Annotated in this window: 28 protein-coding genes and 1 pseudogene; 18 read left to right on the plus strand and 11 right to left on the minus strand. The window is 73.3% G+C overall.

All coding sequences use genetic code 11. The annotated features are described in order from the left end of the window. Both LW587_RS17365 and LW587_RS17370 read left to right on the plus strand, forming a co-directional pair. A pseudogene (locus LW587_RS17365) lies at window positions 1–297 on the plus strand (glycosyltransferase); the annotation flags it as partial. Window positions 298–335: 38 nt separating this feature from the next. After that, a complete protein-coding gene (locus tag LW587_RS17370) occupies window positions 336–1,277 on the plus strand; it encodes a glycosyltransferase (RefSeq protein WP_232630881.1) in 942 nt (313 codons plus the stop codon). A 26-nt stretch (window positions 1,278–1,303) separates the two neighbouring features. Here LW587_RS17370 and LW587_RS17375 read toward each other — a convergent pair whose 3' ends face one another. Next, complete coding sequence (locus tag LW587_RS17375) at window positions 1,304–2,185, minus strand: glycosyltransferase family 2 protein (RefSeq protein ID WP_232630849.1); 882 nt, start codon at window positions 2,183–2,185, stop codon at window positions 1,304–1,306. An 81-nt stretch (window positions 2,186–2,266) separates the two neighbouring features. Continuing rightward, window positions 2,267–3,532 (minus strand): TIGR03862 family flavoprotein, encoded by a 1,266-nt coding sequence (locus LW587_RS17380; RefSeq protein ID WP_232630882.1) that lies wholly within the window; start codon window positions 3,530–3,532, stop codon window positions 2,267–2,269. A gap of 257 nt (window positions 3,533–3,789) precedes the next feature. Here LW587_RS17380 and LW587_RS17385 point away from each other — a divergent pair, with 257 nt between their 5' ends. Beyond that, window positions 3,790–4,080: a hypothetical protein gene (locus LW587_RS17385; protein ID WP_232630850.1), complete on the plus strand. Its 291-nt coding sequence runs from the start codon at window positions 3,790–3,792 to the stop codon at window positions 4,078–4,080. Between the two features lie 105 nt (window positions 4,081–4,185). On the opposite strand, the gene LW587_RS17390 is transcribed toward LW587_RS17385, so the two are convergent. Then, on the minus strand, window positions 4,186–4,764 hold the full coding sequence (locus tag LW587_RS17390) for a type 1 glutamine amidotransferase domain-containing protein (protein WP_232630851.1): 579 nt from the start codon (window positions 4,762–4,764) through the stop codon (window positions 4,186–4,188). 209 nt (window positions 4,765–4,973) lie between these two features. Here LW587_RS17390 and LW587_RS17395 point away from each other — a divergent pair, with 209 nt between their 5' ends. Both LW587_RS17395 and LW587_RS17400 read left to right on the plus strand, forming a co-directional pair. Then, entirely contained in the window at window positions 4,974–5,174 is a 201-nt protein-coding gene (locus tag LW587_RS17395; protein WP_232630852.1) for a hypothetical protein, read from the plus strand. 174 nt (window positions 5,175–5,348) lie between these two features. Next, complete coding sequence (locus tag LW587_RS17400) at window positions 5,349–5,783, plus strand: translation initiation factor 2 (RefSeq protein WP_332839842.1); 435 nt, start codon at window positions 5,349–5,351, stop codon at window positions 5,781–5,783. A gap of 135 nt (window positions 5,784–5,918) precedes the next feature. Here LW587_RS17400 and LW587_RS17405 read toward each other — a convergent pair whose 3' ends face one another. Next, window positions 5,919–6,308: a hypothetical protein gene (locus LW587_RS17405; protein ID WP_232630854.1), complete on the minus strand. Its 390-nt coding sequence runs from the start codon at window positions 6,306–6,308 to the stop codon at window positions 5,919–5,921. 317 nt (window positions 6,309–6,625) lie between these two features. On the opposite strand from LW587_RS17405, the gene LW587_RS17410 reads away from it, so the two are divergent. Next, window positions 6,626–6,835, plus strand: a complete 210-nt coding sequence (locus LW587_RS17410; protein ID WP_003598898.1) for a cold-shock protein — start codon at window positions 6,626–6,628, stop codon at window positions 6,833–6,835. A gap of 149 nt (window positions 6,836–6,984) precedes the next feature. Beyond that, the gene (locus LW587_RS17415; RefSeq protein WP_232630855.1) at window positions 6,985–7,212 is read left to right on the plus strand and encodes an AsnC family transcriptional regulator; all 228 of its coding nucleotides are present in this window, start codon (window positions 6,985–6,987) and stop codon (window positions 7,210–7,212) included. A 383-nt stretch (window positions 7,213–7,595) separates the two neighbouring features. On the opposite strand, the gene LW587_RS17420 is transcribed toward LW587_RS17415, so the two are convergent. Continuing rightward, window positions 7,596–8,429: an inositol monophosphatase family protein gene (locus LW587_RS17420; protein WP_232630856.1), complete on the minus strand. Its 834-nt coding sequence runs from the start codon at window positions 8,427–8,429 to the stop codon at window positions 7,596–7,598. A gap of 288 nt (window positions 8,430–8,717) precedes the next feature. Here LW587_RS17420 and LW587_RS17425 point away from each other — a divergent pair, with 288 nt between their 5' ends. Then, entirely contained in the window at window positions 8,718–9,221 is a 504-nt protein-coding gene (locus LW587_RS17425; protein WP_232630857.1) for a DUF6101 family protein, read from the plus strand. Window positions 9,222–9,468: 247 nt separating this feature from the next. Here the strand turns inward: LW587_RS17425 and LW587_RS24250 are convergent, their stop codons facing one another. The 3 genes from LW587_RS24250 to LW587_RS17435 are packed head-to-tail and all read right to left on the minus strand — an operon-like array spanning window position 9,469 to window position 11,359. After that, window positions 9,469–9,729, minus strand: a complete 261-nt coding sequence (locus tag LW587_RS24250; protein ID WP_442919163.1) for a ribosome modulation factor — start codon at window positions 9,727–9,729, stop codon at window positions 9,469–9,471. A gap of 33 nt (window positions 9,730–9,762) precedes the next feature. Next, a complete protein-coding gene (gene ubiA, locus LW587_RS17430) occupies window positions 9,763–10,704 on the minus strand; it encodes a 4-hydroxybenzoate octaprenyltransferase (protein WP_232630858.1) in 942 nt (313 codons plus the stop codon). A gap of 25 nt (window positions 10,705–10,729) precedes the next feature. Continuing rightward, window positions 10,730–11,359, minus strand: coding sequence for a hypothetical protein (locus LW587_RS17435; protein ID WP_232630859.1), 630 nt, complete (start codon window positions 11,357–11,359; stop codon window positions 10,730–10,732). 279 nt (window positions 11,360–11,638) lie between these two features. Here LW587_RS17435 and LW587_RS17440 point away from each other — a divergent pair, with 279 nt between their 5' ends. The 6 genes from LW587_RS17440 (at window position 11,639) to LW587_RS17465 (ending at window position 16,525) form a co-directional block, all read left to right on the plus strand. Then, window positions 11,639–12,388: a 16S rRNA (uracil(1498)-N(3))-methyltransferase gene (locus LW587_RS17440; protein WP_232630860.1), complete on the plus strand. Its 750-nt coding sequence runs from the start codon at window positions 11,639–11,641 to the stop codon at window positions 12,386–12,388. A 360-nt stretch (window positions 12,389–12,748) separates the two neighbouring features. Beyond that, window positions 12,749–14,119, plus strand: coding sequence for a glutamate--cysteine ligase (locus LW587_RS17445; RefSeq protein ID WP_232630861.1), 1,371 nt, complete (start codon window positions 12,749–12,751; stop codon window positions 14,117–14,119). Between the two features lie 149 nt (window positions 14,120–14,268). Continuing rightward, window positions 14,269–14,697 carry a hypothetical protein gene (locus tag LW587_RS17450; protein WP_232630862.1) on the plus strand — a complete coding sequence of 143 codons (429 nt, stop codon included), beginning with the start codon at window positions 14,269–14,271 and terminating at the stop codon, window positions 14,695–14,697. Between the two features lie 106 nt (window positions 14,698–14,803). Beyond that, window positions 14,804–15,058: a sulfurtransferase TusA family protein gene (locus tag LW587_RS17455; RefSeq protein ID WP_232630863.1), complete on the plus strand. Its 255-nt coding sequence runs from the start codon at window positions 14,804–14,806 to the stop codon at window positions 15,056–15,058. Window positions 15,059–15,119: 61 nt separating this feature from the next. Continuing rightward, window positions 15,120–15,701, plus strand: coding sequence for an NUDIX domain-containing protein (locus LW587_RS17460; RefSeq protein WP_232630864.1), 582 nt, complete (start codon window positions 15,120–15,122; stop codon window positions 15,699–15,701). Window positions 15,702–16,126: 425 nt separating this feature from the next. Next, window positions 16,127–16,525: a DUF3775 domain-containing protein gene (locus tag LW587_RS17465; protein ID WP_232630865.1), complete on the plus strand. Its 399-nt coding sequence runs from the start codon at window positions 16,127–16,129 to the stop codon at window positions 16,523–16,525. Window positions 16,526–16,572: 47 nt separating this feature from the next. Here the strand turns inward: LW587_RS17465 and LW587_RS17470 are convergent, their stop codons facing one another. From LW587_RS17470 to LW587_RS17475, 3 genes are all read right to left on the minus strand, one after another. After that, window positions 16,573–17,007 (minus strand): hypothetical protein, encoded by a 435-nt coding sequence (locus tag LW587_RS17470; protein ID WP_232630866.1) that lies wholly within the window; start codon window positions 17,005–17,007, stop codon window positions 16,573–16,575. Window positions 17,008–17,278: 271 nt separating this feature from the next. Next, the gene (locus LW587_RS24065) at window positions 17,279–17,413 is read right to left on the minus strand and encodes a hypothetical protein (protein WP_269780344.1); all 135 of its coding nucleotides are present in this window, start codon (window positions 17,411–17,413) and stop codon (window positions 17,279–17,281) included. After that, entirely contained in the window at window positions 17,410–17,676 is a 267-nt protein-coding gene (locus LW587_RS17475) for a hypothetical protein (protein WP_232630867.1), read from the minus strand. The genes LW587_RS24065 and LW587_RS17475 overlap by 4 nt, the downstream gene beginning before the upstream one ends. A 148-nt stretch (window positions 17,677–17,824) precedes the next feature. On the opposite strand from LW587_RS17475, the gene LW587_RS17480 reads away from it, so the two are divergent. From LW587_RS17480 to LW587_RS17495, 4 genes are all read left to right on the plus strand, one after another. After that, the gene (locus LW587_RS17480) at window positions 17,825–18,685 is read left to right on the plus strand and encodes a DUF6502 family protein (RefSeq protein WP_232630868.1); all 861 of its coding nucleotides are present in this window, start codon (window positions 17,825–17,827) and stop codon (window positions 18,683–18,685) included. Next, complete coding sequence (locus tag LW587_RS17485; protein WP_232630869.1) at window positions 18,682–19,980, plus strand: DUF5666 domain-containing protein; 1,299 nt, start codon at window positions 18,682–18,684, stop codon at window positions 19,978–19,980. Before LW587_RS17480 ends, LW587_RS17485 begins: the two co-directional genes overlap by 4 nt. A 63-nt stretch (window positions 19,981–20,043) precedes the next feature. Next, the gene (locus tag LW587_RS17490; protein ID WP_232630870.1) at window positions 20,044–20,460 is read left to right on the plus strand and encodes a DUF3307 domain-containing protein; all 417 of its coding nucleotides are present in this window, start codon (window positions 20,044–20,046) and stop codon (window positions 20,458–20,460) included. A gap of 163 nt (window positions 20,461–20,623) precedes the next feature. Next, on the plus strand, window positions 20,624–23,587 hold the full coding sequence (locus LW587_RS17495) for a response regulator (protein WP_232630871.1): 2,964 nt from the start codon (window positions 20,624–20,626) through the stop codon (window positions 23,585–23,587). The last annotated feature ends 107 nt before the right edge of the window (window positions 23,588–23,694 follow it).

Raw genomic sequence — 23,694 nt, forward strand, 5'->3', positions numbered from 1 at the left:
GAGGGCGAGGCCTACCGCCTGCCGACCGCGGCCCATTGGCGGGACGCCATCCTGCGCCGCGCCCATCTGCGCCGCCTCTGGCGCGAGGGCGCCGCCGCCGAGGCCGTTGCCGCCGCCGGGCTTTCCGCGGACGACCTCGCCGCGATCCTGCCCTGCCCCAACGACATCGCCTTCGTGGAACGCGCCCAGGCCCGCCTCGAACCGCCCGCCCTCCCGGCGCCGGAATGCCCCCTGGACGAGGCCATCGCCGCGCTGGAGGCGATGGCCGCCGCCCTGAGGCAGGACGCGGCGGCGTGACCCGGCCGGTCGGCGCGCTCGGGCGGCCCTGCACCCTGATGGGCACCCTGGCGCAGATCGACACGGCGGCGGCCCCCGGCCCCGTCCTCGACCTGCCCGACGACCGGCTGGACGCGGCGTTCGACGGGCGCGACGGGGCGGCGGAGCGGCCGCAGGCCTTCCATTACGCGCCCCTGAACCATCCGGGCATCCGCGCCCGGATGGGCCGGATCGCCGCCTGGGCCGCCGCCCACGACCCGGCCCTGATGATCGTCGACGTCTCCTGCGAGGTGGCTCTGTTCGCCCGGCTGCTCTCGGTGCCGACACTCGTCGTGCGCCTCTCCGGCACCCGCACCGACCCGCCGCACCTGGAGGCGTTCCGGGCGGCGACGCGCCTGCTCGCCCCTTTCCCCGAAGCCCTCGATGGCGGCGACGTGCCGGACTGGGTGCGGGCCAAGACCCTGTATGGCGGCTTCCTCGGGGCGGAGCCCTCGGCCTCCGACGCGGACGGCCGCATCGTCGTCGTCTACGGCCGCGGTGGCGAGGGCGGCAGCCTGGCCCAGCTCGCCGAGGCCGCGGCGGCGGTGCCGGAGCGGGACTGGCACGTGCTCGGCCCGGTCTCGGGCGACGGCCCCTGCCCGCCGAACCTCCATCGCCACGGCTGGGTCGCCGACGTGCGCCCGCATCTCGCCCCGGCCGCCCTCGTCGTCGGCGGCGCGGGCGACGGCCTCGTCACCGCGGTGGCGGGGGGCGCCAAGCGCTTCCTATGCCTGCCCGAGCCCCGGGCCTATGGCGAGCAGGAGGCCAAGGCCGAGGGGCTGGCCCGGCTCGGCGCGGCGATCGTCCAAACGGAATGGCCCGCCGCCCATGCCTGGCCCGGCCTCGTCGCGCGGGCGCTCGCCCTCGACCCGGCGCGGATCGCCGGCCTTGCCGACCCCGGGGCGCTGGCCCGCACGGCGGCGGCGATCGACGCGCTGTGCGGAGCCTCAGGGCCCGCTTGAGGCGAGGGCGGCGGCGTCCCGCTGTCTCAGAACGGCCGGTCCGCCGGCACCTGCGCGGCGGCGATCTCCGCGGGCGTGGGTGGGCGCAGCACCACGATGTCGGGCTCGCGCTCCGGCGCGATCAGGCCGAGGCGCGCGAAGGCGTCGAGCCAGCCGTCCATCGGCCAGAGGCCGTGGCGGGCGCGGAAGCGGCGGGCGTTGCGGACGATGTCGGAAAAGTGCTGGAGCGGCGGATCGCAGGACAGGTGGTGCTGGTGGAAGGCCGGCGGCGTGCCGGCGAGCAGCACCGGCACCCCGGATGCCGCGGCGCGGAAGGCCAGATCGGTGTCCTCGGCCCCGTAGCCGTCGAACCCCTCGTCGAAGCCCCCGAGCCGGTCCCAGGTCGCGGCCCGCACGGCGAAGCTGAGCGACCAGAACAGGCCCGGATTCGGGGTCGTCACGACGCCGCTCTCCGGAAAGGGCCGGGCCGGATGCAGGACACCGGCGTGCATCAGCTCGGCCTCGCTCCAGCCGTCGCGCACGGCGCCCGCGGGCAGATAGCGGATCGGCCCGCAGACGAGGCCGTCCTGCGCCTGCGCCGCCGCCGCCAGCGCCGTCACCAGGCCCGAGGCCGGGATGCAGTCCACGTCGAGATAGACGAGGAGATCGCCGGAGGCCGCCGCGCGTCCGGCATTGCGGGCGGCGGCGAGGGGAAGGCCGGCGCTCGGAAAGGCGATGCGGCGCGTCGGGAACGGCGTCGGCGGCAAGGAGGCGGGTGTCGAGGGCGCAGGCGGCAAGGGCGCCGGATCGGGCCCCATCTCGACCACGATGCACTCGGCCGGCGCGGGGCCTCGGGCGAGGCCCTCGATCAGGCGGGCGAGATGGGCCTCGCGCCCCTTGTTGAGGGTGACGACGCTGATGCTGCTCACGGGGCCGGTTCCGGGACGGTTCTCTGAGAAAGACGCCTTCTTGCCCGCTTCATCCTGAAACGGGGCTGAAGGCTCGGCATCTCACGCGGCGGGCGCGTGAAGCCAGTCCAGCATCCCCTGCGCCGCCGCCCGGCCGCTGGCGAAGGTGGCCTGGAGCAGGTAGCCGCCGGTGGGCGCCTCCCAGTCCAGCATCTCGCCGGCCGCGAACAGGCCGGGCCGCGCCCGCACCATGAACCGCTCGTCGAGCGCCGCGAAGGCGAGGCCGCCCGCGGTCGAGATCGCCCGGGCGATCGGAGCCGGCGCCAGGAGGCGTAAAGGCGCGGCCTTGATCGCGCCGGCGAGCGCGCCCGCCTCGGTCGGCAAGACGTTGGCGTTGACGCTGGCGTGGGCGTGGACGTGGGCCTCGCGCAGCACGGCGATCGCCGCCGGATCGAGGCCCGCCCCCTTGCGCAGGCGCTGGGACAGGCTCTCGCCCCGCCGCGTCCGCGCGAGGCGCGCCGCGAGAGCGTCGACCTCGAGGTCGGGGCGCAGGTCGAGGACGAGGCGGGCCGCGCCCTCCCGCGCGATCGCCTCGCGGATCGGCCGGGACAGCGCGTAGATCACGCCCCCCTCGATGCCCCCCGCCGTCACCACGGCCTCGCCGCGGGCCCCGATCCCGTCGAGGGCGGCGGCGATGCGCTTGAGCGGCGCCCCCGGAAAGCGCTCCGCGACATGGGCCGACCAGGAGACCGAGAATCCGACATTGGCCGGCTTGAGCGGCGCCACCGCGAGGCCCGCCTCCGACAGGAGCGGCACCCAGGCTCCGTCGGAGCCGAGCCGCGGCCAGCTCGCGCCGCCGAGCGCCAGCAGGACCGCCTTCGGGCGGACCGTGCGGGGGCCGTCGGGCGTCGCGAAGGCCAGCGCCCCGTCGGGCCCGAACCCGACCAGGCGATGCCGGGTGCGGATCGCCACGCCGCCCGCGGCGAGCCGGGCGAGCCAGGCCCGCAGGAGCGGCGAGGCCTTGAAGCGTTCGGGAAACACCCGTCCGCTCGACCCGACGAAGGTCGGCTGGCCGAGGCCCTCGCACCAGGCCCGCAGCGCCGACGGCGGAAACGCCTCGATCGCGGCCTGCAGAAGCGCGCTCGCCGGATGGTAGCGGGCGAGGAAACCGGGCAGCGGCTCCGAATGGGTCAGGTTGAGCCCGCCGCGACCGGCGATGAGCAGCTTGCGCCCGGGCGAGGGCATCCGCTCGTAGACGGTCACGGGCCAGCCCGCCCCGGCCAGGGTCTCGGCCGCCATCAGCCCCGCCGGGCCGCCGCCCACCACGGCGATGCCGTGCGCCGCGCCCGCGTCCCGTTCCGTGTCCATGGCCTGCGGGAAGCCCGTCGGACGGGCCATGTCAAGGGCGCGGGGCTCCTTTTCAGAGCGGGCTCGGGTCCAGATCCTGCCCCGCCGTGCGGTTCGGTCCGATTCGCGAACCCGACCGGCGCCGCTTGGCGCCCCTGCCTCAATCCGGCACGACCCGGGCGGGCCGAGCGAGCGGTTTGTTCACGATCCCGAGCGATGATGCGACAGGCCGGGGAACCGGCCACCTTTCCCTCTCAGCCTTCGACGGCCTCGCACCCATGCGGCGTATTCTGACGAGCGGCATCAAGGCGATCCTGGCCATCGCCCTGCTCTCCACCGCGGCCCATTGGGCCCTGCGCCTCCAGCGCGAGCCCCCCGCCCCCGCTCTGCCGGTGGCGTCCCTGCCCGATCCGGTCAGCACCGGCTCGCTCGGCGTGCGCCGGGTCGATGCCCTGCCCGGCGCTTCCGTGATGACGGCGAGCGCCGACGGCTTCGATCAGGAACACCTCGCCAAGCTGATGGCCGGCGCCAGCGAGCGCAAGGCGCAGAGGGCCCTGGCCAAGCGCTGACCCCTCCGGGCGGACGGCACGACGAAGCCGCCGGCCCTGAGCGGATCGGCGGCTTTCCGTTTGGGACTTGCGCGCTGGGACTTGCGAGTTGCGGCCCGGGCCGGATCAGGCCGCGAGTTGCCGCGGCGCGTGCCGGCCTTCCCTCACCTCCTCGATGATCTTGGCGACGAAGGCGTCGAGATCGCCCGGGTTGCGGCTCGTGACGAGGCCGCCATCGGTCACGACCGCTTCGTCCTGCCAATCGCCGCCCGCATTGATCACGTCCGTCCTGATCGAGGCGAACGAGGTCAGTCTGCGGCCCTTGACCGCGCCGGTCTCGATCAGGAGCCAGGGCGCGTGGCAGATCGCGGCCACGACCTTGCCCGCGGTCAGGAAGCTCCGGATCACCTCCAGGGCCTTCGGCTCGACCCGCAGCTTGTCCGGGTTGATCTGCCCGCCGGGCAGGACCAGCGCGTCGTAATCGGCCGGGTTCACGCGCTCCAAATCGAGATCGACCGGGACGTCCTGGCCCCAGTCGGTCTTGTCCCAGCCGCGGATCGTCGCCGGGGTTTGGCGCGAGGCGGGACTGGCGACCTGGACGGTGGCGCCGGCCTGTTTCAGCCGCTCCAGCGGCACCGTCAGCTCGCTCTGCTCGAAGCCGTCGGTGGCGACGATGAGGATCTTGGCCTCGCGAATATCGGGCATGCTCCACTCCGGATGATGTCGGGGATATGCCGGGCAAACCGGTCGGGATCCGGTCGGTTCCGGCGGGCCGGGTCGCGACCGGGGTCGGGGCCGGGCGAGAACGGAACCGGACTGGCGAGCGGGTGTTGCACCCCCACGTCCCTTTCACCACGTTCCTTTCACCACGTTCCTTGCACCACGCCCCTTTCACGCCGAGCAGGAGGAGGCCCATGGCCAATCCCGGCATTCCCGACCCGATTCCCGGCGATCTTCCCCCGCCGCCGCAGCCGGACGAGCAGCCCGATATCGGTCCGACCGGGCCGCGCACGCCCTATCCGGTGAACGACCCCGGCATCGACGAACCGAAGGGTCCGGGCTCCGAGCCCGACTACCTGCCGGGCGGGCCGACCGATCCCGGCATCCGCCTCTGAGGCCCGACGGCCGCCGCGCCCTGACCAGGACGGCGGCCGTCGCTTTCATGTGACGGTTTCCGGAGGACGGCGACCGATCTGTGAATTTCCGTCGCGGCACGCTTGCGTTGCGGCCGAGCCGATCGGACAACCCCTTCACCCGCTCGAAGAGGCGGCGTTTGGGGGCTTCTTTCTATGTTTCGTCCATGCTTGGCCGCCGCGCTCGTCGCGGTGAGCGTCTCGGCGTGCGGCAGCGTCACGCGCGGCACGTCGGAGTTGATCGCCTTCACCTCCGAGCCGCCCGGCGCCGCGATGCAGACCTCGAAGAGCCGGTTCTGCCCGACCACGCCCTGCTCCCTCGACATCCCCCGCTCGGAAGAGTTCGACGCCACCTTCACCCTGCCGGGCTATCGGCCCCAGACCGTGCCGGTGCGGACCAAGCTGGTGGGAACGGGCGCGGCGGGCTTTGCCGGCAACGTGCTGGCGGGCGGCGTCATCGGCATGGGCGTCGATGCCTATAACGGCGCGGCCTACGACCACACGCCCAACCCGGTCGCCGTGACCCTGGTGCCGGAGGCGCTCCCGAGCGCCGAACGCGCCCGTCGCCGCAAGGGAAAGCCGGGGGTCTGATCCGGGCTCCGCTTGATCAAAGCGGAGCCCGGATCAGGCAAGCCCGCGCGGCGTTTGAGCGAAGCCCACATCCGCATCCCGAAGGGATCAACCGGATTTGTATGACCCCCGCTCAGCCGGGGGTGTAACGCCCGCTCAGTGCCCGCCGTGGGACGCGCGCACGTCCCGCGGCGCCGCCAGGATCTCGCTGAGGCTGGTGGCCACATGACGGGCCTCCTCGTCGGTGAGGCGAAGCTGGAACGGCGGCAGGGCGCCGGCCTGAAGGGCGACCACCGCTTGGCCCTGCTCGTCGGTGCCGACCTCGATCGCCGAGGAGGTCACGTCGAGCATGGCCATGTCCTCGTCGCTGCCCTCTTCGGGGAGGTCGACCTCGTCGCCGTCGTCGATCGCAGTCAGGAGTTGGCCGACAGCGCGCACCAACGCGCGGGCGGCGCGGGCGTCCATCACCACCGCCGTCGACTGCTCGTCCTTCTGGAAGGAGAGCTGGATGTTCGCGCCCTCTAAGGAAACCGAGATGCCCGCCATGAACCGCCCGACCGCGATGGGAAATGGCCCGGCATAAGAGCCTGGACCGTCACCCTTATATGCATTCGTCTCGGGCTTTGTCACAGGGTGGCGCGTGCGGAAGACCCCTGCGGCGCGGCGTCCGCACCGGGCCCGGCGCCTTGTTAAGGCCGCATCATCCGCCTACATAGAGGCCTGACGGGAGCGGCGCGGCGGTGTTCATCCGCATCCATTCTCTTACCCCGCGGCCCGTCCTATCCGTAAATCGGCGGATGAAGTCATGCGCTGGCGTCGCGCAGACGCTGGCCTATGGCTCGCACAGAACGAAGGAACTGTTCGTGGATACTGGAACTGTTAAGTGGTTCAACGAGACCAAGGGCTACGGCTTCATCCAGCCCGATGACGGCGGCAAGGACGTGTTCGTCCATATCTCCGCGGTCGAGCGTGCCGGCCTGCGCAACCTTGTCGAGGGCCAGAAGGTTTCCTACGAGGTTCTGACGGACAAGCGCAGCGGCAAGGATGCCGCCGGGAACCTGCAGGCCGTCTGACGTCCGACCGGACGAGACGCCTCCCACGACGAAACGGCTCCCGCTCTGAGGCGGGTGCCGCCAGGACCACCAAGACCCTCAGAACAACCAGAAACGACACCGGCCGGCCCGATCCTGGGCACGGTATCCGGTGAGATAGAAGAAGAAACATGCATTTCGAATTCCGGCGCCATGTGAGCGCCATCTCGCCCGTCACCGATTCGGTGACGTTCCGGGTGGATAGACTGTTTGAGACTGCCGCGCAGAATACCTCGGCCGATCTCTCCCACCTGATCGATCCTTCCTACGAGTATCATTCGCCGCGCGAACTGCGCTGGCACCTCGCAGACCGGCTCGGCCTCGCGCCGAAGGCGGTGCGGCTGAGGGAAGCGGCCTGACCGGCGGCTCGCCCGGCGCGGCGGGCCCGACCATCGGGTCGGCTCCGCCCTCGGGGCCTGGGTTCGATCGGCCTCCCGCATCCCCGGATTGTGCTTCGGAAGCACCCGCATCGGCCTGAGAGGCGGATGCGAACGCTCGACGAAGGCCGTCTCGGCACCGTGATATCGACGAACGTCCTGGATCCCGGATCCAGGGCGTTTTTTGTCTGTCGCAACGCCTGCAGTGCCAGCGCCGACGGAGGGGTGATACGGGCTCCGCTTGATCAGAGCAGAGCCCGTATCAGGCAAGCCCGCGCGGCGTTTGAGCGAAGCCCAAATCCGCCATCCCGAAGGGATCAACCGGATTTGGTATGACTCCCGGCCAGGGCTGCGTGCGGCAACGCTCAGCCCCGCGCCAGGGCCCGCAAGGCGGGCTCGCGCAGCGCGCGCGGCGTGGCGATCAGTTCGCCGTGGCGCGGCTCCGGCCGGTTGTAGACCGCCGGCTCCCCGTCGAGATCGCACACCACGCCCCCCGCCTCGCGCAGGATCAGGTCGGCGGCGGCGAGATCCCAATCCCGCGAATCCTTCGAGACGAGGCCGAGATCGATCACGCCCTCGGCCACCCGGGCCAGGCGGAGCGCCAGCGAGGGCACCCGCTCGACCGTCGTCACCGTGGGACGCGGTCCGAGCCGCGCCGCGCCGGCGAGCAGGCGCTCCTGCATCGGCTTGGGGCCGGTGACCCGTGCGGCTTCGAGCGCCGAACGGTCGGACACCGTGATGGGGGCGCCGTTGAGCGTAGCGCCGCGTCCCGCCAGAGCCTCGTAGTAATGCCCGGTGGCGGGCGCGAAGACCGCGCCGAGCACCGGCTGGCCGGCCCAGAGCAGGGCGACGGCGATCGACCAGTCGGGATGGCCCGAGAGGAAGGCCCGGGTGCCGTCGATCGGATCGACGATCCAGACACGTTCGGCCCCGAGCCGCACGGGATCGTCGATCGTCTCCTCGGAGAGCCACGCCGCGCCCGGCTCGAGCTCGGACAGGCGGACCTTGAGGAAGGTATCGACGGCGACATCCGCCTCCGTCACCGGCGAGCCGCCGGCCTTCGACCAGACCCGCGCCCGCGTCTGCCCGCCCCGCTCGAACAGCGGCAGGGCGAAGCCGGCGGCCTCGCGCACGGCCTCGCGCATGAGCGGCGCCAGCGCTTCGGCGCGCGCCCCAGCGGAGGATGTCGTGTCGGTCATGGGGTTTGCTTCCGGCGGTGCCAGCGTCATGCCGGTGGGGCCCCCGTTCTAAGGGCGAACCTCGCGCAGCCACAAGGACGAAGCGCTGCAGGCCAGCCGTGCCGGGAACGGATGCGCCCGGCTTTGCGCGATCGCGGCAAGGGTCCGTTGAGCATTCTGCAGACTTGGGGGCCGTCCACCATTGCTTAACGCTCGCCCTTAAGGCGCCTTGGGGGGGAGAGTGGGCACTGTGCTTGTCATGACAGCGCGTCCGCAAGAGACCGCGACCAGGGACATGGCAGAGAACCGATGATGACCTTCGAGATCGCGAACCAGGACTGCCCGGCCGGCCGCGTCGCGGATGCGGCTCCTGCCGCGGTGTCGTTCGCCGCCACGCCGCTGCCGATCGTCGCCCCCTATGCGCCGGGCACCCGGGCGACCGGCGTGGCGCTCGCCTTCGCCGAAGCCATGGTCGGAGAGGGCGGCCCGGACGGCTTCGCCCTGCTCCTCCTCGATGCCGAGGGCGAGGTGCTGATGCGCCTCGGACCGTTCCCGGAGGAGGAGGTGGTGGCCCTGTGGCGCGACGTCACCGCCAAGGGGGCCCTGGTGCGGATGTTGCTGCGCGAGGATGGCAGCCTCGTGCCGGTCTCCCAGCAGATCGGGCGGCTGGCTCTGGGCAAGAGCCGCCAGCGCCGCCGCAACGGCTCGCTCAGCGCCCGCCGCCCCCGCTTCCTCGCCCGCCGCAAGGCCACCCGGCTGCCGGCCCGGCCCTGCATCCATCGCGGCGAGAGCGAGATCATCGCCCGCGGCTAAGCCGTCGTCCCGGGATCCGGGTCGATCCTCTCCGCTCTCGGGTCCCATTGCTTGTTTCGAGAGCCTGATACGGGCTCCGCTTGATCAAAGCGAAGCCTAAATCCGCCATCCCGAAGGGATCAACCGGATTTGGTCTGAGCCGCCGCCCGGGGCAATGCGCGCGCGGGGAAGCGCCTCACGACTGTCCCGATGACCGAGGGGTCTCCCGCCGGCCGCGACGGCGCAGCGGGCATGCCGCCGAAGATCCTCAGCCGTTGTCCATCGGCAGGTCGGGCGCCCGGTCCATCGGCGCGCCGTCATAGCCCTCGAGCCATTCCCGGCGCTCGGACGAACCGCCCGGATAGGGACAGGCGTCCCGGGGGCGCCCCTGGGTCCGGGCACGGGCCCGTCGGCAATCGGATCTATGGCGGTGCGGGGATCGGTGTCGCTCATGCGCCCGATATGGCGCGGCGCCGCGCGGGAGCCATTCCTGATGCGGCCCTTCCGGACGCGGCCATGCCGCATGCAGTCATGCCGGACGCGGCCATGCCGGACGCGGTCGTCAGAGACTGCGCTGGAGCGCGTCCGCGGCGAGGCCCGCGAACAGGATCAGGCCGGCATTCCGGTTCGAGCGGAACAACCCGAGCGCCCGGACGCCGTCCTGGGGCGAGAGCCGTGCGACCTGCCAGGCGAGATGGGCCGAAAAGCCCGCGAGCCCCAGCCAGCCGAGGAGACCCGCGCCAGCGCCCCAGAGCGCCGGCACCATCAGGGCGGCGGCGAGGGCGTAGCAGAGCCCGACCGCTTGCGTGAGCCGCCCAGCGAACAGCCGGGCCGAGGACTTGATGCCGGCGATGGCGTCGTCCTCGATGTCCTGCACCGCGTAGATCGTGTCGTAGCCGACGATCCAGGCCACCGTGCCGGCGTAGAGCCACAGCGCCGGGGCATCGAGCCGGCCGAACACCGCGACCCAGCCCATCAGCGCGCCCCAGGCGAAGGCGAGGCCGAGCACGCCCTGGGGCAGCGGCATCACCCGCTTCATGAAGGGGTAGATCGCCACCGGGGCAAGCGAGAGCACCCCGACGACGATCGCCGTGCCGTTGAATTGCAGGAGCACGGCGAGGCCCACCAGGGCCTGCGCCACGAGGAAGACGGCGGCGGCCCGCGCGCTCACCTGCCCCGAGGGCAGCGGGCGCGAGCGGGTGCGCTCCACCTGCGCGTCGAGGTCGCGGTCGGCGATGTCGTTGTAGGTCGAGCCGGCGCCGCGCATCGCCACCGCGCCGATCAGGAACAGGGCGAGATGGAGCGGGTCGGGCGGGCGGGCGCCCGCGATCCCGGCGAGGGCGGCCGACCACCAGCACGGCAGCAGCAGGAGCCACCAGCCGACCGGCCGCTCGATCCGGGCGAGGCGGAGATAGGGCCGGGCCGGCGCCGGCGCGAGCCGGTCGACCCAATGGCCGGCGACCGCGTCGGCGACGCGGCCGGCAGGCTCGGAGTGGGGACGCAACGCGGGGACGCGGGCGAGGCGCGGCTTACAGCGCCCCTTGCGGCATCTTGAAGCTGCCGCTCAGGCCGGGACCGCCGAGGAGGCCGCCATTGCCGCCGCCGTTCTGCGCCTGGGCCTTGGCCTGGGCCTCCATCTTGGTGACCTGGGCCGCCATGCCGCACACCTTGGTGCGGATCGCCCCGACCTTGTTGTGGTCGGCCTTGAAGCCCTCGGCGAAGGAATCGGGGATCGAGCACCAATCCTTGTTGGCGGTGATCCACTTGATGCCGGCGGTGCCGTTCGCCTGGAGCTGCCCGAACAGGGCACAGGCCGCCTGCGGGGTCATCTTCTGCTTGGAGTTCGAGGCCGAGTTGGCCTTGCCCACGAGGTTCTTGCGCTCGATCAGGGTCTTCTGGATGGCGCCGCAATCCGTGCCGGCCTGGATCGGCGCGGCGGGGGCCGGGGCCGTGGCGGCCGGGCTCGGCATGCTCATGGGCGCCGGCATGGCGGGCGCGCCGGCCGAAGGCGCCGGCTCGGCCGGAGCGTTCATGGAGGGGGCGGGCATCGTCCCGAAGGCGCTCTGGGCGAGCGCCGGGCCGGCGAGCAGGGCGAGGCCTGCGAGCGAGCCGGCGAGCGCGGCGGCAACCTTCGACGATGCGGCAGACAATGCAGTCATTGGGCTCGGTCCTTCTCCCCGATGCCGCGACGGGTGTTGACCCCGATCCCGCAGCGTCCGCCCGGCGCCTCTCCCCGGCGCGGTGCGCGCCTCGGGAATCGGCGAAAGGCTTCACGATGTTTCGATGTCCCCGTTCCTGCATGGGAATGTGGCGCCAATGGTGCTTTGGGGCGCACGAGGCCCGGAACCGTGGGCAATCGTCGGAAAATCGGGGCATGTTGCCGTTCCGCATCACCTCGGCCGATTGACAGGCCGCGAGCGCCACGCGACGAGGCCGGCATGGCCCTCTACGACTTCACCGCGCCGCGCCTCTACGTCGAGGCGGATCTGGCGGAGGGGCGCGTCCTGCCGCTGGAGCGGGCGCAGGCGAACTACCTGCTCACCGTCCTGCGCAAGACGGACGGCGAGCCGGTGCTGCTGTTCAACGGCCGCGACGGCGAGTGGCGCGCCGAGATTTTTCCCAACGGCCGCAAGAGCGCCGACCTGAGGATCGTGGAGCGGACGCGCCCCCAGCCGGCCCCGCCCGACCTGCACTACCTGTTCGCGCCCCTGAAGACCGGGCGGCTCGACTACATGGCCCAGAAGGCGGTGGAGATGGGGGCCGGCACGCTGCGGCCGGTCCTCACGCGCTTCACCCAGGGCGAGCGGATCAAGCTCGACCGCCTGCGCGCCAACGCCATCGAGGCCGCCGAGCAATGCGGCATCCTGGCGATCCCCGCCGTCGTCGAGCCGGAGCGCCTGCCCGCGGCGCTCGCCGCCCTGGAGCCCGAGCGCCTGCTGGTGTTCTGCGACGAGGACGCCCCCGTCGCCGATCCGGTCGCGGCGCTCCGCGGCGCCACGGACGGACAAACCCCGCCGCTCGCCGTGCTGGTCGGCCCCGAGGGCGGGTTTCACGAAGAGGAGCGCGCCCTGATCGCCGCGCGGCCGAACACGGTGGCGCTCTCGCTCGGGCCGCGCATCCTGCGGGCCGACACCGCGGCGGTGGCCGTCATGGCGCTGGTGCAGGCGGTGCTCGGCGACGCGCGCTGACGAGCGCGGATCGGAGTGAGGGACCATGCGCGTGAGCAGGCCCGACGACGATCCAGGGGATCGCGACGGCGCGGCACCGGGCGCGAGGCGCACCGGAATCACCGCGACGGTCCCTGCGGGTCCTCCACCGAGACGGCACGGCCTCGACGGGCGGCCCGCGACCGGCAGCGCCCTGCCGGTCCCTGCCCCCGCCGTCATGCCCGATCCGTAACATGCCCGATCCGTAAAGCGCCCCCGCGTTGTCGGCCCTTGCGGCCTGCTCTAAGGACACGACATCTGCGGCGCGGCCGATCGCGGGCCCGGTCATCCGATCGGGCCTTTTTTCGCGCCTGCCCCTCCACCGGCTCGACGAGGCAGCGCATGGCGCGCGACACGTCCGACACGACCCCGCTGACCTCGCGGGACGAACTGATCGCGTGGTTTGCCGACGGCGAGAAGCCGGCGGCGCGCTTCGCGCTGGGCACCGAGCACGAGAAGATCCCGTTCTACACGGCCGACCATTCTCCGGTGCCCTACGAGGGCGAGCGCGGCATCCGCGCGCTGCTGGACAACCTCGGCCGCGAGACCGGCTGGGAGCCGATCCTCGACGCCGGCACCATCATCGGGCTCGCGGGGCCCGAGGGCGGCGGGGCGATCTCGATCGAGCCGGGCGGGCAGTTCGAGTTGTCCGGGGCGCCGCTGGCCGACGTGCACGCCACCGCGGCGGAGCTCGACGAGCATCTCGCGGCGACCGCGCGGGCGGCCGAGCCCCTCGGCATCGGCTTTCTCGACCTCGGCATGAGCCCGAAATGGACGCGCGAGGGCACGCCGTTCATGCCCAAGAGCCGCTACCGCATCATGCGGGGCTACATGCCGAAGGTGGGCAGCCTCGGCCTCGACATGATGCTGCGCACCGCGACCGTGCAGGTGAACGTCGATTTCTCCTCCGAGACCGACATGGTGCGCAAGCTGCGCGTCGGCCTCGCCCTCCAGCCGGTGGCGACCGCCTTGTTCGCCAACTCGCCCTTCACCGACGGGCGGCCCAACGGCTTCCTGTCGCGTCGCTCCGAGATCTGGCGCGACACCGACGGCGACCGCACCGGCATGTTCCCGCAGGCCTTCGAGCCGGGTTTCGGCTATGAGGCCTATGCCGACTGGCTGCTCGACGTGCCGATGTACTTCGTGAAGCGCGGCGAGACCTACCACGACGTCTCCGGCGCCTCGTTCCGCGACCTGATGGAGGGGCGGCTGCCCCAGCTTCCGGGCGAGCGGGCCACCGTGTCGGATTGGGCCAACCACGCCTCGACCGTCTTCCCCGAGGTGCGCCTGAAGCGCTTCCTCGAGATGCGCGGCGCCGATGTCGGCGGCCCGGCCATGATCGCCGCGCAGACGGCCCTCTGGGCCGGCCTCCTCTACGACGAGACGGCGCTGTCCGCCGCCTGGGACCTCGTGCGGGGCTGGACGGCCGCCGAGCGCGAATCGTTGCGCGCCGCCGTGCCCCGGCTCGGTCTCGCCGCCAGCATCGGCGGGCGCAGCCTCGGCGCCGTGGCCGCGGAAGCGCTGGCCATCGCCCGCGCCGGGTTGCAGGCGCGGCGGCGGCGCGACGGGGCCGGGCGGGACGAAGCCGTCTATCTTCAGCCCCTCGAAGCCATCGTCGCCGCGGGCCAGAGCCGGGCCGAACGGCTCCTGGCCGCCTACGAGGGGCCATGGGAGAAATGCGTGGAACCGGCCTTCACCGACTGCACGTTCTGAGGGGCGTCCCGATCCCGGAAAAGCCGCGCGTCGAGGCCGGGATGTGTGGCGCGGCACACCGCGATGAAGGCGCAAGCTTGGCCGGACGGAACGCTTCGGCCGCGCGATGGTTCCTGAACGTGCTCGTGACACTTCAGGAGAACGCAGCCATGTCGCGCATCACGACCCTGACGCTTGCCGGCCTCGCCGCCACCGCGGTGACCGTCGTCGGGACCGCGCCCGCCGCCCAGGCGGCCCCGCTTCCGGCCATGACCGGGGACGCGGTCGGCGGAGCCAAGACCACGGTCGATCACGTCGGCTGGCGCCGGGGTTCCTACGGCGGCTATCGCGGCCCGCGCTACGGCTACGGATACGGCTATCGCCGCCGCAACGTCGGCGGCGCCCTGTTCGCCGGCGCGGCCCTCGGCCTGATCGGCGGCGCCATCGCGGCCAGCGCCGCCCCGCGCTACGGCTATGACGGGGGGTATGGCGGTTACGGCTACGCCCGCCCGGTCTATTACGGCGGCTATGGCGGATACGGCTACCGCCCCGCCTACGGCTACGGCTATCCGTCCTACGGCGCCTATTACGGCTGGTGACGTCGCCGGCTCCGGCCGTCGCCCAGGAACTCACCCGGACCGTCACCCAGGAACCCCGCCGGCCATGCAGGCCGACGGGGTTCTTTCGTGTTATGCGCCCGGCCGCATGTCCGGACCTCTCGCCCCCTCCCCGGTCGAACTCGACCTGACCGGCCTCAAATGCCCCCTGCCGACCTTGCGCACGCGCAAGGCCCTGCGCGCGCTGGCCCCCGGGGCGCGACTCCGCGTCTCCTGCACCGACCCGCTCTCGGGCATCGACATCCCCAATCTCGTGCGCGAGGAAGGCGCCGCGCTGGAAGCGCAGGAGCGTGACGGGCCCGTCTTCCGCTTCCTGATCCGCCGCGCGCCCGGCACCCGATGACGCCCCCGACGGCGAGCAAGCCCGACGGCAAGTGATCCCGACGGCAAGTGATGGAGAGGCCATGCCCCCCGAAAGCCCGGCTCCCCGGATCCGCAGCACCCGCACCGTCCACGACGGTTGGGCGAGCTTCCTCATCGCCGACGTGACCCTGCCCGACGGACACGCGGTCACCCGCGAGATCGAGGATCACGGCGAGGCGGTGGCGGTGCTGCCCTACGATCCCGAGCGCAGGGTCGCCCTGGTGATCCGCCAGTTCCGGACGCCCCCGTTCTTCGCCGCGGGCCTGCCGGAGCTGCTGGAGGTACCGGCCGGCCTCCTCGACGAGGCCGACCCGCAGGAGGGCGCCCGCCGGGAGGCCTTCGAGGAGACCGGCCTGCGGCTCGGCCCCCTCGATCCGGTGGCGACGGTCTGGACCATGCCCGGCGTCTCGACGGAGCGGATGCACCTGTTCCTGGCGGCCTATGCGCCCGCCGACCGCACCGGCGCGGGCGGCGGACTCGCCGAGGAGCACGAGGGCATCACCGTCCTGGAAATGCCGCTCGCCGAACTCGCCGCCCGGGCGGAGGCGGGGGATCTCTCCGACATGAAGACCTACACCCTCCTTCTCGCCCTGCGCCTGCGCCGGCCCGAGCTTTTCGCCTGAGGCGGCCATGGCGGCGCCGCGAAGCCTTGCAGGCCGGGCCGCAGGGCCTATCATCCCTTCCGGCGGACCGGGCCGACCCGTCCATCGGAAACAGCGCCCCGCCGTCCGGGAGATGCCCTCATGTCGTTCTTCATCGGGATCGCCGGTCCCTGGCTTATCGTGTCGGTCCTGTTGCTGATGTGGCATCGGCGGGCCGAGGATCTCTCGTCCTCGAAGTGAGGCGCGTGGGGCGGCGCCTCCCCCGCCTTCTCCGAACCATCTGACCGCCCGCGAGTTCTCGAAGCTCAGCGGCCTCCGGCGGGCCACCGCCCGCGGGAGACCGGCGTGGCCCCTCCGGGCCGCCCGGGGCTCTGGCGCGCGTTCGCGCCAGGGCCCCGCCCCGCCCGGCCCCGCCGGGACCGAGAGAGTCAGCACCGGAGTCAGACATGGACATCGCCCTCGACAAGCTCACCGACCTCATCCTGCGGCTGCGGGCGGTCGAGGCGAAGGAGGGGGCGACCGATCCGGATTCGGGCTCGAACCCCATCGATGACGGGGCGACCGACGTGCTCGTCGGCGGCACCGACGACGCCACGGAGCAGGAGATCCGCTCTGCGGTGGCCGGGTTCAACGAGGACGAGCGCAGCAACCTGCTCGCCCTGATCTATATCGGGCGCGGCGACCTCGAGGCGGCGGAATGGGGCGAGGCGGTGCGCTTCGCCCGGGAACGCGAGGCTGCGGGCGACACCGCGATCCGCGAATTGCTCGGCACGCCGGAGGCCGCCGCCTTGCTGGAGGAGGGCCTCGACGCCCTCGGCATCACCCTGGACACGCCCCAGGCCTGACAAGCAGGGGCCGGCGCATCCACGCGATCCGTCCGGCCCCTCGTCGTTCAGGGCTCGCAGGCCAGGGCCTTGGCGCCGACGGTGACGAATTCGGCCGCGGTGCGCAGGTCGTCCGGGATGCGGGGCGTGCGCGCCACCAGGGCCGCCTCACGCTCCAGGCGGTCGTTGCAGGCGCAGGAGGGCACGCCCTGGCCGACCGGCGGCGAGCAGGCATCGTGATGCATGCAGGCCCGATCGAGGGCGTCCACCGGCGCCAGCCCGGCCCCGCGGCTGCCCGGACCGCAATAATTGCCATGGAACACGAGCGCGCCCTTCGGCAGTCCCTCGCCGATCGCCGGCACGGCGGGGGCTTCGACGGTGGGGGCCCGCATGGTCGCCAGATCCTGGGCGGAAACCGCCGCCGGGAGGCCGAGAAGGGCCGCCGAGAGCCCGGCGATCAGGGATAGGCGCCGGGCCGCGCGGGTGGATGGGGACTTGGCCAAGGTCGTTCTCTCCGTTCGAAACGCTCCCCTCGCAGCCCGCCGCCCGGCGCAGCGGAGGCTGGCACCGGGGGGAGGCTGAGCCGTTCCAACGGTTTCTTCCCGATCTGGTTCATTTCGGTCAGGTCAGAAGTACCAGTTCGGGTCACCGCCCCAGTGGCCGGGCCCGGCCGTCGCGCCGCCGGTGCCATGCACGGACGGCGAAGTTCGGCCGGCACAGGATCGGCCCGAGCGCGTCGGATCCGCAGGGGTCGTGCCAGGTCGCGGTCGCCCGTCAGAGCGCCAGCAGGAGCAGGCCGACCACCACGACGGCGAGGATCAGGCAGAGGGCGAAATCGATCACGGTCTCGCCGCCGCAGGATTCCGCGAACCGAGGCGCGGGAAAGCGCGCGGAAGAGGCCGCTCTCATCGGACGCCCTCCCGCAGGCGGGCGATGCGCGCCGCCGCCGCGCCCGAGGGGGGAATGAGCGAGGCAACGGCGGCGCGCGCCGCCTCCGGGCGCGGCGGAAAGCGATCCGCCGCAAGGGGCCCGAGGGCGGGCAGGAGGAGCGCCGCGGCGACGGCGAGGCCGCGGCAGAGGGGACGCCCGGACCCGTCGATGAGCGGACGCGGGAGGGTGGCGAGCACCAACGGCGCGTCGCCCGGGGCATGGTGGGGCCTCAACTCGATCACGGCGTCGCTCCAATCCGATGGCGTGGGAAATTTGACCACGAAAAAATACGTGTGCAAAAATCCCACGTCAATCGACGAATGGCGTGCTTGGGTGCCGACACGCACATTGTGGGATTGTGTCCCACGGCTCGGTCGCTAAGCTCGCCCGATGCCCGCGCCGATCGATCCCGCACCGCCCTCGGGCGGCGCTGCCCTGCACGGCCCCGTGGCCCGTCTGCTGCGGCCACTGGTGCGCCTGCTCGTCCAGCGGGGCATCACCTTCCCGGCGCTGACGAACCTCCTGCGCGAACTCTACGTGAACGTGGCCGAGTACGACTTCGCCCTGCCCGGCAAGGAGCAGACCGACAGCCGCGTCAGCCTGCTCACGGGCATCCACCGCAAGGAGGTGCGCCGCCTGCGCGGGGCGGGCGCGCCGGTGAGCCGGGTCCCGGCCGGGCTCTCGCGCACGAGCCGGATCATCGCCCGCTGGCTCGCCGCCCCCGAATTCACCGATGCCGGCGGCCACCCACTGCCGCTGCCGCGCACGGCCGAGGACGGCGCCCCCTCCTTCGAGACCCTGGTGGCCGGGGTGACCAAGGACGTGCGCCCCCGCGCCGTCCTCGACGCGTGGCTCGACCGCGGCGTCGCGGTGCTGGATCCCGAGGGCCGGGTGCAGCTGCTGGAGGCCGCCTACCTGCCCCGGGGCGGAGGGGAGCCGCAACTCTACTATTTCGGGCGCAACCTGCACGACCATCTCGCGGCGGCAGCGGCGAACGTCGCCGGTCCGGCGCCACGTTTCTTCGAGCGCGCGGTGCATTACGACGGGCTGTCCGGTCCGCTGGCGGAGCGGCTGGAGGAGCGGGCGCGGGAGATCGCCATGGGGGCGCTGCGGGACGCCAATGCCGAGGCGCACGCCGCCTGCGCCGACGATCCGGGCGGGCGCCACCGCTGGAATTTCGGCATCTACATCTACCGGGAGGAAGGGCCGCCCGTCGGGGCCGCCGGCACCGAGGAAGGCCGCGCGTCTTGAGCCGCTCCGCCCCGACCCGCCGCGGGCTGCTGATGCTGCTCGCCGGCACGGCCCTGTGGCGCCCGGGCCCGGCGCTGCCGCAGGCGGAGAGCGAGACCCTGCAGGATCGCGGCCTCGGCGGCACCGGCGCGCGCCCGACCGAGGCCGAGACGCCGGGGGGCGACCGCGGCCTCGGCGGCACGGGGGTGATCGGCACGATCCGCCGCTTCGGCTCGATCGTCGTCAACGGCCTGCGCATCGCCTATCCCCGGGACGTGCGGGTCACCATCGACGGCCGGCCGGCCCGGGCCGCCGATCTCCGGATCGGCCACGTCGTGCGCGTCGTCGCCCGCGGTCGCGCGGGCGATCTCGTGACCCGGGCCATCGCGGTGACGAGCGAGGTGGTCGGCCCGGTCGAGGCCGTCGCTCCGGGCCGCCTCACCGTGCTCGGGCAAGCGGTCTCGACGGAGGGTCTCGGGGACCGGGACGCCGTCGCGGTCGGCGAGCGGGTCGCGGTGAGCGGCCTGCGCCAGGGGGACGGAACCATCGTGGCCAGTCGGATCGAGCGGCGCGACACCGGGCCGGACCGGGTCGCCGGACCGGTGCAGCGGGGCGCCGACGGCGTGCCGCGCATCGGGGCGCTGGCCATGACCGGGATCAGGCCCGGGCTGTACGGGCGGCGCGCCGAGGTCGAGGGTCGCCTCGGGGAGGCGGGCTTCGATGTGGCCGCCGTCCGCGATGGCAGCCGCCCGTTCCCGGCCGGCCTTGGGCGGGCCAGCATCGAAGGCTACCTCGCCACGGGCGGCGGCGGCCTTCGCCTCGGCTCGGGCCTCGCGGTCGCCGGCCGGATCGATCCGGCCGCCCTGGCGGGCGGCGGCCCCCGGGTGATGGAGGCGCAGCTCACCCGGGACGGGCGCCTGCGGATCGAGTCGATGGGCGGCGACAGGCCCGTCTCAAACGGCCGGGGCGGCGCTCCCGGCGCGGATCGGCCGGGCAGCGCCGCACCCGCCGCCCGCCCCGAGGGCCGGCCGGCCGGTCGTGGGCCCGGCGGCGGCGAGGTCGGGCCGGGCCGTGGCGGTGCGGGGCCCGGGGGCCTGCCGATCGACACCCGGACCGGGCCCGGTGGGGCGCCCGGCGGCTTCGGCGGAGCGCCCGGCTTCGGGACGGGCCGCCCCGGCTTCGGAGGCGGCGGTCCTGGTGGTGGTCTTGGTGGTGGTCCTGGCGGGGGCTTCGGCGGGGGCGGACCTAACGGAAGCGGTCCCGGCGGCGGATTCGGCCGCGGTGGCCCTGGGGGCGGACCTGGGGGCCCCCGCTGACGCGGGAGCCTTGCCGAACGGGCCCGAACCGGTCCAATCGAACCGTCGAGAGCCGCCCGCCGCATGCCCGCCTCCCTGTCTTCTTCCCTGCCCGCCTCCGATCTGACGCCGCTCCTGCCCGTGCTGCTGCTCGCGGCCGTGATGGCGCTCAAGCACTACGTGGCCGACTTCCTGTTCCAGACCAACGCGATCGCCCGGGGCAAGGAGCGGCGCCACGGCTGGGCCCGGCCCCTCGCCCTGCACGTCCTCGGCCATGCCGGGCTGACGCTGCTCATCGCGCTGGCGGTGGCCCCGCGGCTGTGGTGGCTGGCGCTCGCCGATTTCGGCATCCACTTCGCCGTCGACCGCACCAAGACCGTGCTGGGCCGGATCGGCGGCTGGACCCAGCAGGACGTGCGCTTCTGGTGGCTGGTGGGCTTCGACCAGTTCCTGCACCAGCTCACCAATCTCGGCCTCGCGGCGGCCCTCGTCACACTCTGAGCCCCGCTCGGGAGCGCGTGCTTCGGCCCCTTGCGCCCCCACCCGCGAACGACGCCGGGCCCGGCGCGTCACGCGCATGGGCCCTTCGTGCGAAATGCATTAAGAACTCGCGCCTTAAGACCGGCAGACGCGAAACCTCGCGGAAGCGTGATGTGGCGTCCTGATGACGGATGGTGTGCGGTCTCGATCGCTGGTTGCCTCGTTCGCGCTGTTCGCTCTGGCGCTCGTCGTTCCGCTGACCACCGTCGCGCTGGTCGCGACCCATTGGTACGTCACGAGCGAGCGGGAGCGCCTGCGCACGGTCGTCACCCTGATCGGCGAGGATATCCGCGAGCGGGTGGGACACGACCTGTCCGAGATGGCGGCGATCGCCCGGACCCTGGCGGCCTCGCCCTCGATCGATGCGGGCGACACCCGCGCCTTCCGGGCGCAGGCGCTGGCGAGCATCGACACCGTCCGGATGTCCGTGACGTTGACCGAGCTCGACGGACGCCAGCGCGTCAACACCCGCGCCCGGACCGACGAGGCGTTGCCGCGCATGCCCCGGCCGGAACTGCTCGCACGGGTCGCCGAGGCCGGCCGGCCGGTGGTCTCGGACGTCATCGTCAGCGCCCTGACGGGCCGGCGGATCGTCGCCGTCGCCGCGCCGGTGCTGCGCGGCGGCGCGGTCGTCCAGGTCGTGGCCGTGGTGATGCAGGTCGACCAGTTCGAGCGCCTGCTCCGCACCCCGCATCTCGGCCCCTCCTACTGGGCGGCGATCGTCGACGGCGAGGGCCAGCGCGTCGCCCAGGTCGGCCTTGACGCCGGCACCGAGGAACCGGACGAGCCGGAGAGCGGGAAGGCCGAGCCCGCCGCCTCCGTGGCGCATCTGAGCGGGGCGAGCGACGTCCTGCATATCAGCGAGGATTCGAAAGGGTCCGGCTGGCGCTTCGTGGCCGGGGCCGGACGCGACGCCCTGGAGGCGCCTTTGCGCAACTCCCTGTTCCTCCTCCTCGCGCTCGCCGCGATCCTGGTCGGCTGCGGCGGCTGGCTCGCCCAGCGCATGGCCCGCGGGGTCGCCCGCACCGCCGCCCGCCTCGCCGCCAAGGCCGAGGCGATCGGCCGGGGCGAGATCGTCGCCGCGGAGGAGAGCCATGTCCGCGAGGTGGGCATCATCGGCCGCGCCCTCGCCCGGGCCTCGCGGACGCTGGCCGAGCAGCGCGCGGCCCTCGACGCCGCCCGGGCCGCCCTGCGGGCGCGGGCGGATGCGAGCCAGAGCCGCTACCGGATGCTGGCCCAGAACGTCAGCGACATCATCGTCCTCTACGGCCCCGACGGCCCGGACTTCTCCTGCGCCTCCCTCTCCATCGAGCGGACGCTGGGCTACGACGACGCGGCCCGGGCGACGCTCACCGACGCGACCTACCTCCACCCGGACGACCAGGCCGTCATCGACGAGATGCGGGCCGCCCTCGCCGCCGGCGAGCCCCACGCCCCCGGCCTGTTCCGCGCCCGCCACCGGGACGGGCGCTGGGTCTGGCTCGAATGCGTGTGCAACCTCATCGAGGCCGCCGCCCCCGGCGAGCCCTACGCGATCGCGGTGATGCGCGACGTGACCGCCCGCAAGCAGCAGGCCGACGAACTCCGGATCGCCTGCGACATGGCCGAGCTCGCCAAGGCCAAGGCGGAGAACGCCAGCCGGGCGAAGTCGGAATTCCTGGCGATGATGAGCCACGAGATCCGCACGCCGCTCGCCACCATCCGCGGCTATACCGATCTTCTGGGGAGCAGCGGCCCCTTGAGCGCCGAGCAGGCGCGCTGCCTCGCGCTCGTGAGCGACGCCACCGGCACGATGCTGACGGCGGTCGACGACATCCTCGATTTCGCCCGCATCGAGGCCGGGGACTTCCACCTGCAGGACAAACCCTTCGCGCTCGCGAGGGCGGTGGAGAGCGTGACGGCCTTCGTCCGGCCGATCGCGGCGGAGCGGGGCATCACCCTCGGCCTCACCATCGACCCGAACCTGCCCGCCACCGTGCGCGGCGATCCCCGGCGCCTGCGCCAGATCCTGCTCAACCTGCTCAACGCCGCCCTGCGCGACCGGCGCGGCGGCCTCGTCACCCTCTCGCTCTACGCCCTGCACGGGGCGGAGAACCGGATCAGCTTCGCCCTCACGGGGAGCGGCGGCCACGCCTTGCCCACCGAGCGGGACGGGCTCGGCCTCGCCATCGCCCGGCGCCTCGTCTCCCGCATGGGCGGGCGGCTGGAGAGCGTGTCGTTCACCGGCGAGGCGGCGAGCTCCCGCTTCAGCCTCCAATTGCCCGCGGCCCGCGCCCTGCCCGAACCCGGCGCAGGGGAGAGCGGCGCGACCGAGACGCCCGCGGCCCCGCCCCCCGCGCCGCGGGACGGCCTCGCCGGCGTGACCATCCTGCTCGCCGAGGACCACGCCATCAACCAGGAGCTGACCCGGCGCCTCCTGGAACGGCAGGGCTGCGAGGTCGACGTGGTCGCCGACGGCGCGGCCGCCGTGGCGGCGGTGCAGGCCCGGATCTACGACCTCGTCCTGATGGACGTGCAGATGCCCGGCATGGACGGGCTGACGGCCACCCGCCGCATCCGCGCCCTGCCCCATCCCAGCCGCCACGTCCCGATCGTGGCGCTGACGGCGGGCGTGCTGCCCGAGCAGGTCCGCGCGATCCTCGAGGCGGGCCTGAACGCCCATCTGGCCAAGCCGATCGACCGGGCGGAACTCTGCGCCGCCATCGCCGGCCAGCTTTCGGCCGTGGTGCTGGCGGAAACCGAGGCGGCCGCGCCGGCCGCCCCCCTCATCGACCGGCGGCCCTATCAGGGACTCGTGGCCGCCCTCGGCCCGGACAGCGCCCGGGGCGCCCTGCGCGGCTTCGTCGCGCTGCTCGACGCCACCTTCGCCGACGCCGCGACCCTGCGCGCCGAGGCCGGGACGCTGGCGGCGGGCGCCCGCCGATTCGGCCTCCTCGAACTCGGCGCGGCCCTCGATCACCTCGCTGAAGCGGAGGACGGGGCGGCCCTGCGCCGCTGCCACGCCGCCCGCGATCTCGTGGGCCGCTCCCTCGACGAATTGGTCGGCGTCGAGCCCATCGAGGTCTCGGCGCGCGTCGCGCATCTGTAGCGACGGGCTGCGGCACGCGCGGCCCCCGCCTTGGCGCGCCCGCCTGCCGCTGCTATCTCCCCGCCTGCCTTTCCCCGACAGCCCTGCCGTGCGCCGCGCAAGCTGAC

Origin of the sequence: Methylobacterium sp. Leaf118, assembly GCF_920984675.1 — a bacterium.
In the GTDB taxonomy this organism is placed as follows: domain Bacteria; phylum Pseudomonadota; class Alphaproteobacteria; order Rhizobiales; family Beijerinckiaceae; genus Methylobacterium.

Excerpts from the sequence above, each read along its gene's own strand:
- LW587_RS17415 (WP_232630855.1), top strand. The coding sequence starts at position 6,985 with ATGCATTTCGAATTCCGGCGCCATGTGAGCGCCATCTCGCCCGTCACC.
- LW587_RS17480 (WP_232630868.1), top strand. The coding sequence starts at position 17,825 with ATGCCCGCGCCGATCGATCCCGCACCGCCCTCGGGCGGCGCTGCCCTG.
- LW587_RS17445 (WP_232630861.1), top strand. The coding sequence starts at position 12,749 with ATGGCGCGCGACACGTCCGACACGACCCCGCTGACCTCGCGGGACGAA.
- LW587_RS17440 (WP_232630860.1), top strand. The coding sequence starts at position 11,639 with ATGGCCCTCTACGACTTCACCGCGCCGCGCCTCTACGTCGAGGCGGAT.
- LW587_RS17380 (WP_232630882.1), bottom strand. The coding sequence starts at position 3,532 with ATGGACACGGAACGGGACGCGGGCGCGGCGCACGGCATCGCCGTGGTG.
- LW587_RS24065 (WP_269780344.1), bottom strand. The coding sequence starts at position 17,413 with ATGAGAGCGGCCTCTTCCGCGCGCTTTCCCGCGCCTCGGTTCGCGGAA.
- LW587_RS17385 (WP_232630850.1), top strand. The coding sequence starts at position 3,790 with ATGCGGCGTATTCTGACGAGCGGCATCAAGGCGATCCTGGCCATCGCC.
- LW587_RS17420 (WP_232630856.1), bottom strand. The coding sequence starts at position 8,429 with ATGACCGACACGACATCCTCCGCTGGGGCGCGCGCCGAAGCGCTGGCG.
- LW587_RS17495 (WP_232630871.1), top strand. The coding sequence starts at position 20,624 with ATGACGGATGGTGTGCGGTCTCGATCGCTGGTTGCCTCGTTCGCGCTG.
- LW587_RS17455 (WP_232630863.1), top strand. The coding sequence starts at position 14,804 with ATGTCCGGACCTCTCGCCCCCTCCCCGGTCGAACTCGACCTGACCGGC.
- LW587_RS17490 (WP_232630870.1), top strand. The coding sequence starts at position 20,044 with ATGCCCGCCTCCCTGTCTTCTTCCCTGCCCGCCTCCGATCTGACGCCG.
- LW587_RS17390 (WP_232630851.1), bottom strand. The coding sequence starts at position 4,764 with ATGCCCGATATTCGCGAGGCCAAGATCCTCATCGTCGCCACCGACGGC.
- LW587_RS17370 (WP_232630881.1), top strand. The coding sequence starts at position 336 with ATGGGCACCCTGGCGCAGATCGACACGGCGGCGGCCCCCGGCCCCGTC.
- LW587_RS17435 (WP_232630859.1), bottom strand. The coding sequence starts at position 11,359 with ATGACTGCATTGTCTGCCGCATCGTCGAAGGTTGCCGCCGCGCTCGCC.
- LW587_RS17425 (WP_232630857.1), top strand. The coding sequence starts at position 8,718 with ATGATGACCTTCGAGATCGCGAACCAGGACTGCCCGGCCGGCCGCGTC.
- LW587_RS17450 (WP_232630862.1), top strand. The coding sequence starts at position 14,269 with ATGTCGCGCATCACGACCCTGACGCTTGCCGGCCTCGCCGCCACCGCG.
- LW587_RS17465 (WP_232630865.1), top strand. The coding sequence starts at position 16,127 with ATGGACATCGCCCTCGACAAGCTCACCGACCTCATCCTGCGGCTGCGG.
- LW587_RS17405 (WP_232630854.1), bottom strand. The coding sequence starts at position 6,308 with ATGGCGGGCATCTCGGTTTCCTTAGAGGGCGCGAACATCCAGCTCTCC.
- LW587_RS17460 (WP_232630864.1), top strand. The coding sequence starts at position 15,120 with ATGCCCCCCGAAAGCCCGGCTCCCCGGATCCGCAGCACCCGCACCGTC.
- LW587_RS17395 (WP_232630852.1), top strand. The coding sequence starts at position 4,974 with ATGGCCAATCCCGGCATTCCCGACCCGATTCCCGGCGATCTTCCCCCG.
- LW587_RS17400 (WP_332839842.1), top strand. The coding sequence starts at position 5,349 with ATGTTTCGTCCATGCTTGGCCGCCGCGCTCGTCGCGGTGAGCGTCTCG.